The organism is Desulfitobacterium nosdiversum, from assembly GCF_049860565.1.
Taxonomy (GTDB): domain Bacteria; phylum Bacillota; class Desulfitobacteriia; order Desulfitobacteriales; family Desulfitobacteriaceae; genus Desulfitobacterium_A; species Desulfitobacterium_A nosdiversum.
The window spans coordinates 1,392,234-1,402,267 of the sequence record NZ_CP172056.1 but is presented as its reverse complement, the minus strand read 5'-3'; the positions used below and the strand labels follow the sequence as shown (position 1 = coordinate 1,402,267).

14 protein-coding genes and 1 other annotated feature (1 of these 15 only partly in view) are annotated in these 10,034 nt (G+C 42.2%); of the genes, 2 read left to right on the top strand and 12 right to left on the bottom strand.

Annotated features, from left to right (window positions below; genetic code table 11):
• Window positions 1-6: 6 nt before the first annotated feature.
• Together ACHOLT_RS06715 and ACHOLT_RS06710 are read right to left on the bottom strand one after the other, a co-directional pair.
• Window positions 7-576, bottom strand: coding sequence for an SMI1/KNR4 family protein (locus ACHOLT_RS06715; RefSeq protein ID WP_425806718.1), 570 nt, complete (start codon window positions 574-576; stop codon window positions 7-9).
• Between the two features lie 156 nt (window positions 577-732).
• Complete coding sequence (locus ACHOLT_RS06710) at window positions 733-1,251, bottom strand: SMI1/KNR4 family protein (RefSeq protein ID WP_425806717.1); 519 nt, start codon at window positions 1,249-1,251, stop codon at window positions 733-735.
• 186 nt (window positions 1,252-1,437) lie between these two features.
• Between ACHOLT_RS06710 and ACHOLT_RS06705 the strand changes: the two genes are divergently transcribed.
• Both ACHOLT_RS06705 and ACHOLT_RS06700 read left to right on the top strand, forming a co-directional pair.
• Window positions 1,438-2,001: a group II intron maturase-specific domain-containing protein gene (locus tag ACHOLT_RS06705; protein ID WP_425806716.1), complete on the top strand. Its 564-nt coding sequence runs from the start codon at window positions 1,438-1,440 to the stop codon at window positions 1,999-2,001.
• The gene (locus tag ACHOLT_RS06700) at window positions 1,970-2,326 is read left to right on the top strand and encodes an integrase core domain-containing protein (protein WP_425806715.1); all 357 of its coding nucleotides are present in this window, start codon (window positions 1,970-1,972) and stop codon (window positions 2,324-2,326) included. Before ACHOLT_RS06705 ends, ACHOLT_RS06700 begins: the two co-directional genes overlap by 32 nt.
• Here the strand turns inward: ACHOLT_RS06700 and ACHOLT_RS06695 are convergent.
• From ACHOLT_RS06695 to rplU, 10 genes are all read right to left on the bottom strand, one after another.
• Window positions 2,303-2,491, bottom strand: a complete 189-nt coding sequence (locus ACHOLT_RS06695) for a hypothetical protein (RefSeq protein WP_425806713.1) — start codon at window positions 2,489-2,491, stop codon at window positions 2,303-2,305. The two genes, ACHOLT_RS06700 and ACHOLT_RS06695, sit on opposite strands and share 24 nt — an antisense overlap.
• Window positions 2,492-2,700: 209 nt before the next feature.
• Window positions 2,701-3,426, bottom strand: a complete 726-nt coding sequence (locus ACHOLT_RS06690) for a hypothetical protein (RefSeq protein WP_425806712.1) — start codon at window positions 3,424-3,426, stop codon at window positions 2,701-2,703.
• A 628-nt stretch (window positions 3,427-4,054) separates the two neighbouring features.
• Window positions 4,055-4,345, bottom strand: a complete 291-nt coding sequence (gene yhbY / locus ACHOLT_RS06685; RefSeq protein WP_425806710.1) for a ribosome assembly RNA-binding protein YhbY — start codon at window positions 4,343-4,345, stop codon at window positions 4,055-4,057.
• Between the two features lie 249 nt (window positions 4,346-4,594).
• A complete protein-coding gene (locus tag ACHOLT_RS06680) occupies window positions 4,595-5,794 on the bottom strand; it encodes an ABC transporter permease (RefSeq protein ID WP_425806708.1) in 1,200 nt (399 codons plus the stop codon).
• Entirely contained in the window at window positions 5,791-7,056 is a 1,266-nt protein-coding gene (locus tag ACHOLT_RS06675; RefSeq protein WP_425806706.1) for an efflux RND transporter periplasmic adaptor subunit, read from the bottom strand. Before ACHOLT_RS06675 ends, ACHOLT_RS06680 begins: the two co-directional genes overlap by 4 nt.
• 74 nt (window positions 7,057-7,130) lie before the next feature.
• Window positions 7,131-8,405: a GTPase ObgE gene (obgE, locus tag ACHOLT_RS06670; protein WP_425806704.1), complete on the bottom strand. Its 1,275-nt coding sequence runs from the start codon at window positions 8,403-8,405 to the stop codon at window positions 7,131-7,133.
• Between the two features lie 42 nt (window positions 8,406-8,447).
• Window positions 8,448-8,963 (bottom strand): Spo0B domain-containing protein, encoded by a 516-nt coding sequence (locus tag ACHOLT_RS06665; protein ID WP_425806703.1) that lies wholly within the window; start codon window positions 8,961-8,963, stop codon window positions 8,448-8,450.
• Window positions 8,964-9,025: 62 nt separating this feature from the next.
• Complete coding sequence (gene rpmA, locus ACHOLT_RS06660; RefSeq protein ID WP_425806701.1) at window positions 9,026-9,322, bottom strand: 50S ribosomal protein L27; 297 nt, start codon at window positions 9,320-9,322, stop codon at window positions 9,026-9,028.
• Complete coding sequence (locus tag ACHOLT_RS06655) at window positions 9,316-9,672, bottom strand: ribosomal-processing cysteine protease Prp (RefSeq protein ID WP_425806698.1); 357 nt, start codon at window positions 9,670-9,672, stop codon at window positions 9,316-9,318. Before ACHOLT_RS06655 ends, rpmA begins: the two co-directional genes overlap by 7 nt.
• Window position 9,673: 1 nt before the next feature.
• Window positions 9,674-9,985, bottom strand: coding sequence for a 50S ribosomal protein L21 (rplU, locus tag ACHOLT_RS06650; protein WP_425806697.1), 312 nt, complete (start codon window positions 9,983-9,985; stop codon window positions 9,674-9,676).
• 9 nt (window positions 9,986-9,994) lie between these two features.
• Window positions 9,995-10,034: a sequence feature (ribosomal protein L21 leader region), on the bottom strand (it continues 38 nt past the right edge of the window).

The window sequence follows — 10,034 nt, the reverse complement described above, 5'->3', positions numbered from 1 at the left end:
ACTACCCTACTCCTTCCACTTCTTTTTAGATTCCAGCATTGCTAGAGCCTTAGCCTGCTCTTCAGTTAATCCTTCCGCAGAATTCTTTTTAGCTTCAAGCATAGCCAACATCATAGCTCCTAGTTTATTCGTTGTTTCGTCCTCGCCTAGCATGCTTTTTCCACTTTGTATCAGATCAAGAAGGATATCTTTAAAGCTATCGAATTCTTCCCTTTCTCTATCAAATAGTCTTACAATTTTTCCCGTCGTTTTTGAAAAACAAACTATTTCTCCGCTACCACCCAAGTGACCAATAATAACCATATCCTCCGGGATAAATTCATTCTTTATAACCATCCCTTTTAAGCTTGAAAGCCGTGCTGTCATACCTAATATCTGCGAACCGTTGGAAAACCGCAGCCATTCTTTGTAAGATTCAGGAATTGCGATGCCATTGGTGCGTTCCCAATCCAAGATTTCCTCCTCGGTGACAGGCGGGTTAAATCGTGATTCATTCATTTCCATGTCTTCCATACGCTTGCATAGTTCCTGCAGCTCGCGGATTTCTTTTTGTAAGCTATTGTTTTGAATTTCCATAACAGATTTCCTCCTATAAAATAAATTTCACTATACTTATAGTTACGTTTTCATTGCGTCAATTATCAAGAAATGTCATTATAAATTGTTTCCGGCCTTCAACACTTAACTCATTGAAGGCATCCGTCTTTTCTCTTCTCGACATTTCTAGTATCGTCATACTTGCTTATTCCCCTCCCTCTTCCTTTTAGCTTCAACCATAGCCATCAACTTAGCTATTGTTTCCTTAGACGTTTCATCCTCGCCTAGTATACTCTTCCCCTTACGTATCAGTTCAAGAATGATATCTTTAAAGCTATCGAATTCATCCCTTTCTCTATCAAATAGTCTTACAATTTTTCCCGTCGTTTTTGAGAAACAGAGTATTTCTCCGCTACCACCCAAGTGGCCAATAATAACCATATCCTCCGGAATAAATTCATTCTTTACAACCATCCCTTTTAAGCTTGAAAGCCGTGCTGTTATACCTAATATCTGCGAACCGTTGGAAAACCGCAGCCATTCTTTGTAAGATTCAGGAATTGCGTTGACATTGGTGCGCTCCCAATCCAAGATTTCCTCCTCGGTGGCAGGCGGGTTAAATCGTGATTCATTTATTTCCATGTCTTCCATACGCTTGCATAGTTCCTGCAGCTCGCGAATTTCTTCTTGTAAGCTATTGTTTTGATTTGCCATAACAGTATCCTCCTATAAAATAAATTTCACTTTACTTATCGTCCGTTTTCATTTAGCCAATTATCAAGAAATGTCATTAGCCTACTTTATCTCACCGCAAATACAAAAGAAATAGCAAAAAAACTCAAAGACATTGTTAGTCAATTTCTTAAAAACCGAGGACTAACTCTATCTGAAAAGAAAACTATGATCACGCGTATAGATGACGGCTTCGACTTTCTTGGTTGGACATTTCGAAAGTTCAAAGGAAAATTAATGGTCAAACCATCAAAGAATTCAATAATAACCCTGACAAGGAAATGTGCTACTATCATTCTGAAAGAAGGAAAAGCAGACAGTCAATCTGAATTAATCCGAAGGCTAAACCAAGTGATTAGAGGGTGGACCAACTATCACCGACATGTTGTGGCAAGTCAAGCCTTTTCTTACATCAACAACACTCTGTATCTGTTATTACAACAATGGGCAGAACACCGACACCCCAACAAAAATAAATGGTGGCGACTGAACAAATATTGGCATGAAAAGAATGGCAAGAGATGGCTGTTCATGACGGATGAATACAGTCTTATTAATCTAAGAAGGATAGACATCATCCGACACCCTAAATTGCAAATTTCTCGAAATCCCTTCTTACACGATGAGTATTTTGAGAAGAGAAAAATCAAGTTAAAATCACTGGTTGCCGCCAGAAATGGTGAAGAAATGCTTGAGCCGTATGAGCGGGAAACTCTCACGTACGGTTCTTAGACGAGGGAAAGGGAGCAATCCCTTTTCTTTAGTCGATTATACCAGTCGTGAATATCGCCAAGAACTCGATAAATATCATATCCGGCAAAGCATGGGACGCACCGGAAGTTGCTTTGATAATGCCCGGATGGAGAGCTTTTTCGCGACCTTGAAAAAGGATTTAATCTATCGGATTCCGCTTTATAAGTTGACCCGAGAGGAAGTCCGAAGTAAAGTCTTTGCCTGGATTGAACTTTACTACAATTTAGAACGGCGATATACGGCGAATGAGGGAAATTTGCCTCCACTTAAAAAGAGAGCTTTATTCCTTTCCAAGGTGGCTTGATGAAGAACATTCAAAAGGGTTCATGGGCCTGTTTGGGTGTACGCTTTTCTTGACTTTTTCAGTAGTTGAACCAGCTGGAACTGTTGGGTCAATGACAGATACTCGCTCAACAAGAGCTTCAAGCTCTGCTATTGTCAACGTTTCTAAGGCTTTTAATAATTTCATCTTTCTTTTCCTTCATATCTTCTGGAATATTAATAGAGAGCTTTTCCCATATAAGCGGTAAGTCATTCTCCCATGTTTTACTTAATTGAAGTGGAATATTTATTTCCTTCCAAATTAGAAGAAAATAGTACCATATGGGTTCCTAATGTTCCTTCCGAGAAAATACTAAAGATTGATCTGTTAAATTTATTGACATTTGTTTTTCTCCCTTAATACTTAAATCTATCTAATAGATCATTAATGTCATTAACTTTTTTAAATCCATCACTATGCTCTTCGCTTAAACGTTTCGAATATTGAACTAGCAACCAGTTTTGTAAAATTCCCGTTTTATACAACTCTGATTGCGCTCTTGCTCCATCTCCCTTCTTTGTAGAATTAAAGACATAAAACAAATCTTCTTTCCTATTCTTGAGTAAATAACCCACAATAAAATTAAACTGTAGAGTTTTAGTGTCAATAAAATTCTGTCTTAAAATTTTATATGCCCTTTCGGCTTCATATTTTTTGTCCAGTTCGTTGTCAAGAAATACATAATAACTGATATCAACTCTCATTTTGTCCGCATATTTGCTGATAATATCAGGATAATCCAAGTCCTTGACCTTTTTGTCGTTATATGATAGCCAATACTCTTCCAGCCAGAAGTCGTCTCCATACACCTCCCGAAGCCGTCTGGTCATCACTTCTGTTCCTTGTTTGGTCCATTTTGTCCCTAAATAATTGTCATCATAGACTCCCTTGTTTTTCTCCCAGTTGACAATGAACCTTAAATCCGGCTGTTCCTTTGGATAAGCCCTGGCGTAGTAATTGTGGTACCCGAACCCTTCATTGCCGGAAAGTGCAGGCTTTTCTACCACAAAGTCATGTCCGTAGGTGCTTCGCAAATAATCAGACATGTTTTTATGTATTTCAATTATCATTCCATTATTCATAGAACACCCAACAGAACTAAAAGTTAAAGAGATAAATAGTAACAAGAAAGTTATTTTCCTAATATTGGAGATCATGTGAATTCTCCTGACAGAATTAAATAATAGTTATGTATTAAAAATTATTTTATTTGCTAATTTATAAATTTTCTTGATATAGTTTAAATTCCCTGCTATTTATTTGGATAAATATTCCAACAATATTCAGCAAGTTTAGTTTCTTTATCTTAATTTTCTTTATAATCTTGTCTATTTCGCTAAAAGGCTTTCAAAATGAGCGACAAAATTCTGACCGGCATTTTTCCTATAGATATCCCTTCATTTATCATGGATATTATAATGAGCGTGTCCAATATAATTCTAAATAATTTCCTGGCTAGTTATGGCGATACTCAGATAGCTGCTGCTTTATTGATAATGAAGCCGTAGTTAAATATAGAATTATTACTCAGAAAGCATTAATACTTTCCGGTCCGTTCATCGGCATCCTGTTTATTTTCACCGATGCTATACAGGAATCACTTATACTCAATCCGTGATGGATTTCGTAGTCTCCTTATTTAACGCAAAAGAAGCAAGAATTGACTCTTGCTTCTTTTGGCATTAGTAAATATTTAAATGCTTCTTAGATTTATGGCAAAATTATCATGGGGTTCTTTGAGGATTCCCGGTAAAGCAGGAAATTCCGCCCGATAACTTGGACTAATTCCGCTCCGGTACGTGCGGCTAAATCTTCGGCTGCCGATTTAGGTTCTTCCAAACTGTTTTGCAGCACCCGCCCTTTGATAAGCTCCCGAGCCTCTAAAGCTTCGTTTACAGAAGTAACAACAGCCTCTGTAACGCCTTCTTTACCGACTTGAAAAATTGGATCCATTTCATTTCCCATGGACCGAAGATAACGTTTTTGTTTTCCTGTTAACACAAAAATCCCCCTAAGCCTTTCTATACTTCACTTTAATTAAGAATTTTATTTTACATAAGAAAACGTCTTCTAAGCAAGCGGAGACCATACTTCGTGAAGAGTACATAGCGGAGACGGGTTGGAAACATGACGTTTCCAACTGACCACTGAGTCAGGAGACGATTTGGTCAGGTCCCGTCATAGCGGAGGACTCGAGCGACTAGTTTGGTCCGCTCTGCTTACAGAGTGAGCGATGTAAAAGAAAATTCCTTATTCATACCGTAGTGCATCCATAGGTTCAAGCTTTGCAGCCTTCTGAGCAGGATAATATCCAAAGAAAACACCGACGACAATCGAAAAGGTTACAGCCGTAACAATTGCCCAACTTGATAACAGCGGCGGCCATTTAAGTAATTTCGCCGCCAAAAGTGCACTTCCCGAACCAACAATAATTCCAATTATACCCCCAATCAAAGAAATGACTGTGGCCTCCAGCAGGAATTGAGTCAAAATATCTCGTTCTTTGGCACCAAGTGCCTTTCTCAGCCCGATTTCCCGAGTCCGTTCGGTCACTGACACCAGCATAATATTCATAATACCGATTCCCCCGACGATAAGGGAAATTCCTGCGACTAAACCAATAATACTGGTCAAAATCTTTGTAATCTTATTGGCAGCCTGAACAAGCTGCTGGACATTAAAAGCATCATATTGATCTATTGTCCCATGGCGTTGATTCAAAATTCGTTTGGCCTGCGTTATCGTTCCTTCTAAATCTGCTTCATTTACCGTTGAGCCCTGAAGCTGATCCACTCGCCGGGAACTATAAATGTCCGACCATGTTCCCCAGGGCAAATAGGCGAATGCGTTCTGTGGGCCCATATCAAACTGGGCAAATGCAGACTGGTCCTTCGCCAATACGCCGATAACACGGCAAGGAACATTGTGGACAATCACCTGTTGCCCCAGTGGATTTCCCGCTCCAAAAAGAGTATCTGCGACTTTTTGATCAATGACAACCACCCGCCGGTCTGCAGCAAGCTCTTCATCTGTAAAAAACCGGCCGCTGGCGACATCTCGGCGTCGGACCTCGGCAAACCCCGGCGTTGTTCCAACAATCATAACAGAGATATTTTTTTGCTGTACTTCAAGTGTTCCGTATTCCATACTTGCCGGAATAAGACTCTTAACTTGCGGCAATGCGCGCTTAAGGCTCTCCATATCCTGCCAGGTCAGATTATTTCCATCGGGTGAATTTCTTTGGCCCACCGTTTTGGAGTAAAGAATAAACAGATTGACTCCAGTCTTCTCCATTTCTTGCATGATCGCAGCCTTGCCCCCCATCCCGATCGTCACAACCGCGATAACCGCTGCAATCCCGATGATAATTCCGAGCATCGTTAACCCTGCTCGAAGTTTATTCGTTTTTAAGTTGGAAAGTGCACCTCGTAAGCTTTCCAGAAAGCTCATCGCGAAACACTTCCCGTATCTAACTGGACAGGTAAACCGTTTGCCAGCTGTGCAGTTGGATTAAGGACAACAATGTCACCCTCTTTTAATCCTGACGTAATCTCCTGCAAGGTTTCATTCGCGATTCCAATATTCACTTCCGTTTTTGCCAGTTTTTTATTGACCACTCGAAAAACATAGTTCTTGCCGCTTTCTTGGAAAAGAGCTTCTGAGGGAATGGCTAAAACATTGTTTTTTGCTGCAGTCGCAATGTTTAAATCAACCGTATATCCCGGTTTTAGTTCTGCAGGAATATTTTGAAGATCCACTTTAATTCCGACCAAAGGTGTCGTATTCCCCTGGAGACTTACTTTACTTGCTGCTTGAGGCGAAACCTCCGAAACTGCACCCGTCAATGGAGTATTGCCAACAACTTTACTTGTCACCTTAACCTTCTGTCCGGATTGAACCTTTCCCGCATCAACCTCGTTAAGTTCTGCCGTAACCTGGAGCTTGCTCAAATCTCCGATAGTAATAAGCGGTGACTGCAAAGAAGCCATGCTTTCGCTCTGAGCATTCAACTCAAGCACTGTTCCCGCGATACTTGCGGTATACACATTTTGCGCGCGTTGAGCTTGAGCTACCTTCAGCCCTTCCTGGGCCTGTTGAAGCATTGCCTTTGCCTGCGAAACTGCAGTTTCCGCTTGCTGAAGCGCAGATCCTGTCTGCGCTTCAGCACTTGGCACAATCGCAGGTACATCACCGGTTAAACCGGAAACTCTGCCCATACTCATAGCCCTGCTGACTTCCATATTCATGGGAATCTCCACAGTTGGGATTGAAGAACTCCCCTGAGCTTGAGAAGATGTCCCTGCAAAAGCAAATTCAGAAGGCGCGGAACCGCTTTTCAACGTATCCAAAGTTCTTTGTGCTGCAGTCAGATTCGTTTGGGCTGTATTTACTCCGGCACGAGCTTGAGCGACTTGAGCATCCGCAAGGGTTGTGTCCATCTGAACTAAAACTTTACCAGGTTTTACAGCATCCCCGACTTTAACATAGACTTGGGATATTTTACTGGGTGCCACGACAGTAACCTGCTGTTGATTAACAGGGGTAACCGTTCCTGAAGCATATACTTCCTGCTGGATCGATGAATTTTCTGCTGCTGCCGTTTTAACCTTAACTTCGGCGGCTTTTCCACCTCCGAACCACCAAGCACTTAAGCTAACTCCAAGAACAATGAGTAATGCACTGATACCCCAGATCCACTTTTTGCGGCTCAATCTAGGCACCCTCCTTAGACAGCTGATTTATCTATCTCTATCGCCAAATCAACCTGGAATCTTAGAATCTTAAACTAATCCTCCCAGTTAAACTCAACTCCTGCAATCTGGACTTTATCTCCCTCTTTAATTCCCGCTGCTCGAAGAGCATCATCCACACCCATGGCTTTTAAAATATTTTGGAAACGATAAACTCCTTCTTCACTCTCGAAAAGAGTCATTTTAACATGCTTCTCTATCTCTTTCCCAGAAATAACAAAGACACCGTCTTCCCTTGTCAGTTCAAAGCGTTCTTTTTCTTCGGCATGGGTAAACTTATGCTGTTCATCCTCGCGAACAAAAATCTCAGGTGCCGGAATATCCGGCAATAACTGAGCAATTCGGTAGATTACATCCTTCAGCCCTTCGCCGGTTGCTGCAGAAACCGGGAAAATTTCTAACTCGTCACCTAACGATTCTTTCAAGCGCTTTAAATTTTCTTCTGCACCTGGAATATCCATTTTATTCGCAACAATAATCATCGGCCGTTTTGCAAGTTCGGGGCTGTATTGCTGCAGCTCCTCTTGAATAATCCGGTAATCTTCAAGAGGGTCACGATTTTCCGAGCCGGCAATATCCAAAACATGCAATATTAGACGGGTTCGCTCAGTATGGCGTAAAAACTCATGTCCAAGTCCCGCTCCGGTATGTGCTCCTTCAATCAATCCAGGGATATCAGCCATAACAAAACTATCCCCATCTTCTAATTCTACGACTCCAAGGTTCGGAACGAGCGTTGTAAAATGATAATCCGCAATTTTGGGCTTAGCAGCTGATACTCGTGAAATCATGGTTGACTTTCCGACATTCGGAAAACCAACAAGACCGACATCGGCTAGGAGTTTCAGCTCCAAAGTCAGATAGCGTTCTTCTCCAGGTTCGCCATTTTCGGCAAGGGTCGGCGCCTTATTCGTATTGCTCATAAAACGAGCATTGCCGCGGCCTCCCCGTCCTCCCTTAGCCACGACAACCTTCTGTCCATGCTCGGTTAAATCAGCTAAAACCTCTCCGGTATCCTGATCCTTAACTAAGGTTCCGGTTGGAATGCGAACAACGAAGTCTTCCCCGCCTTTACCATGCATATTTTTACCCTGACCGTGTTCTCCCCGGTCCGCTTTATAATGGCGTTTATAGCGGAAATCGACAAGTGTTCTTAAGCCCTCATCAGCCATAAAAACAACGTCTCCGCCCCGTCCGCCGTCTCCGCCGCTTGGGCCTCCCTCGGGAACATATTTTTCCCGACGAAAAGCGACTGCTCCAGCGCCACCGTCTCCGCCTTTTACATAAATTTTCGCTTGGTCATAAAACATACCCTGAATCCCCTTTATATCCGCTTCAAGCTTCAGCAATATCTAGTTTTCAAGTTCCAACCGATTTTCCCATACCACCTTTTCTCCTTGCATCGTTTTTAAATGAAAGGAAAATCCGTTGCGACCCTCGAGGTCTAAATAGACATCGGGATGTTCTCCGTCTATTCCTCGATATTTTTCATACAGAATCCGTATGCATTCATTAGTGTACCCGTACAAGGCTTGTCCGTATTCTTCCTGCCAAAATTCTTTCCAATAAAGCTCTGTTTTCATCTGCTTCTCCAGATAAAACTCGACGGGAATGCCTTCTTTCTGCAGCGAAATAATAAATCCTAAGATGATTGCTCCCGCAGTTTCTTGGGGAATTTGCCCGGCTGACTGCTCGGCTTCCAAACCACGAATCGCCGTACGCATATATTCCAAGGCTTTCTCATTTTTCCCCAATTGAAGATAGCCCATGATAACCTGACCGTGATTTAAAAAATCATGACGCTGCAAGCGATAGTATCCCAGTTGTTCTTTCAATAGGATGCGTTCTAGATTTTCTCCCTCGTGCATTGAGTTCCTCCATCATCAAAAAAGCCCCTGGGGAATCCCCAGGGGCTAGTTCCTGTTGTCAATTAAGCTTGAGCAACCTGGCGCTCAGGATAAATGCTAACTTGTTTACGGTTGCGATCCTTGCGCTCGAATTTCACATAGCCATCGATCGTAGCAAAGAGGGTATCATCCTTGCCCAGACCGCAGTTTTTGCCAGGATGGAATTTCGTTCCGCGTTGACGAACGATGATGTTTCCCGCAAGTACGAATTGACCGTCGCCACGTTTCACACCTAAACGCTGCGCCGCACTATCACGACCATTTCGGGAGCTACCTACCCCTTTTTTATGGGCGAATAATTGCAGATTCATTTTTAACATGGAGTCCACCTCCTCCGAGTGATTATTAAATATTTACTGCCATAGCTTTGCTGGATTTCTTCAATCCCCAAAACCATTGTTTTTAGAATCCATTGGGCTTGTTCCAGGGTTTGAGGATCTAAATCGGGAAGAGAACAGGTTAAATACCCATCCGTATCCCTCACTTCAACCTCGGGTTGTTGAGGCAAAAAGTGTTCTAAACCATTTACCGCTGAAATACTCAAGGCAGAAACTGCAGCACAAACAATATCTTGTCCGTACTCAGCATATCCTGCATGCCCGCTCAGTTCAAACTTATGAATCCTCTGTTCGTCATCCAGCCAGATAACTAAGTGTATTCCCTGCCTCATTTTAAGCTTGGATTGCTTCGACGAGAACTTTTGTATAAGGTTGACGATGTCCTTGTTTACGGCGGTAGTTCTTTTTGGCTTTGTACTTGAAGACAATAATCTTCTCTCCTTTGCCATGCTCAACTACTTTAAGGACTGCTTTAGCACCGTCAACAACTGGAGTTCCGACTTTAACCACGCCGTCCTTTTCAACTAAAAGAACTTTGTCAATGGTCACAGCGTCTCCAACGTTTGCATTCAGCTTTTCCACATAAAGAACATTACCTTCTTCAACGCGGAATTGCTTACCGCCTGTTTCAATAACTGCGTACATAATTACACCTCCCATGCCTAGACTCGCCTGTGCAGGCCAGTTTTTTAAA

Coding starts and splice junctions, on each gene's coding strand:
- obgE (WP_425806704.1), bottom strand. CDS start 8,405: ATGTTTTATGACCAAGCGAAAATTTATGTAAAAGGCGGAGACGGTGGC.
- ACHOLT_RS06710 (WP_425806717.1), bottom strand. CDS start 1,251: ATGGCAAATCAAAACAATAGCTTACAAGAAGAAATTCGCGAGCTGCAG.
- ACHOLT_RS06695 (WP_425806713.1), bottom strand. CDS start 2,491: ATGAAATTATTAAAAGCCTTAGAAACGTTGACAATAGCAGAGCTTGAA.
- rplU (WP_425806697.1), bottom strand. CDS start 9,985: ATGTACGCAGTTATTGAAACAGGCGGTAAGCAATTCCGCGTTGAAGAA.
- ACHOLT_RS06705 (WP_425806716.1), top strand. CDS start 1,438: ATGATCACGCGTATAGATGACGGCTTCGACTTTCTTGGTTGGACATTT.
- ACHOLT_RS06700 (WP_425806715.1), top strand. CDS start 1,970: ATGAGCGGGAAACTCTCACGTACGGTTCTTAGACGAGGGAAAGGGAGC.
- ACHOLT_RS06680 (WP_425806708.1), bottom strand. CDS start 5,794: ATGAGCTTTCTGGAAAGCTTACGAGGTGCACTTTCCAACTTAAAAACG.
- ACHOLT_RS06665 (WP_425806703.1), bottom strand. CDS start 8,963: ATGCACGAGGGAGAAAATCTAGAACGCATCCTATTGAAAGAACAACTG.
- ACHOLT_RS06655 (WP_425806698.1), bottom strand. CDS start 9,672: ATGAGGCAGGGAATACACTTAGTTATCTGGCTGGATGACGAACAGAGG.
- ACHOLT_RS06715 (WP_425806718.1), bottom strand. CDS start 576: ATGGAAATTCAAAACAATAGCTTACAAAAAGAAATCCGCGAGCTGCAG.
- ACHOLT_RS06690 (WP_425806712.1), bottom strand. CDS start 3,426: ATGAATAATGGAATGATAATTGAAATACATAAAAACATGTCTGATTAT.
- rpmA (WP_425806701.1), bottom strand. CDS start 9,322: ATGTTAAAAATGAATCTGCAATTATTCGCCCATAAAAAAGGGGTAGGT.